Annotated in this window: 1 pseudogene; it reads left to right on the top strand. The window is 41.3% G+C overall.

Annotated elements, in window-relative coordinates:
• Positions 1-922 (top strand): annotated as a pseudogene (locus tag BN200_RS09055) (restriction endonuclease); the annotation flags it as partial.

Here is a 922-nt window from a genome sequence, read left to right as displayed (position 1 = left end):
CGTGATATCGGTATTGATCTGGTCGCTACAATCCGTGATCAAGGAGGTTATGCGGCTATTCAATGTAAATGCTATGATGCTGCTCACATCATTAAAAAAGAAGATATTAATAGCTTTATCGCTGCCTCTGGGAAGAAAATATTCACGCGTCGTATTCTAGTTGATAGTACCGAAAGCAATTGGAGTGATAATGCGAACAATACGTGTGATGGTCAAGAGGTTCGTATTCAACAGATTAATCTGTTTGATTTAGAAAACAGTCAAATCGATTGGGGGGCTTATAAAGAAAGAGGACAAGCCGTCCTTAAAGAGCAACCGAAAAAAAGCTTTTAGATCATCAAAAAGAAGCGCTTGAAAGAGTTTGTGAAAGTTTGCAAGAAGCAGACCGTGGCAAGCTTATTATGGCATGTGGGACGGGTAAGACTTTCACAAGCCTTAAGATAGCAGAAACCATTGCAGGAAAAGGCAAGCGTGTGTTGTTTCTGGTACCCTCCCTTGCTTTGATGTCACAAACAATCCGTGAATGGACCATTGATACAGAAATCCCCTTGCGTTCCTTTGCCGTGTGTTCGGATACACAAGTGGGCAAGCGTCGTAAAAGTAAAAATGATGATGAAGCTGGTCTTGATGCTTCTGATCTCGTCTTACCGGCAACAACGGATGCAAAAGAACTTGCCCGTAAAGCCAATAAGACCTCTCTTGATGTGATGACCGTAGTCTTTTCGACCTATCATTCTATTCAAGTGATTTCCGATGCGCAAAAGGAATATGATTTACCCGAATTTGATCTAATCATTTGTGATGAAGCCCATAGAACAACTGGGATTGTTTTAGGAACAGACAAGCATGAATCTGAGTTTATCAAAGTTCATGACAACAGCATTATTCGAGGAAAAAAACGCCTCTACATGACAGCAACCCC

The sequence above is a fragment of the Bartonella senegalensis OS02 genome, assembly GCF_000312545.1.
GTDB lineage: Bacteria > Pseudomonadota > Alphaproteobacteria > Rhizobiales > Rhizobiaceae > Bartonella > Bartonella senegalensis.
Note: the sequence above shows the minus strand (reverse complement) of the source record. Positions and strands in the feature narration are given on the sequence as shown.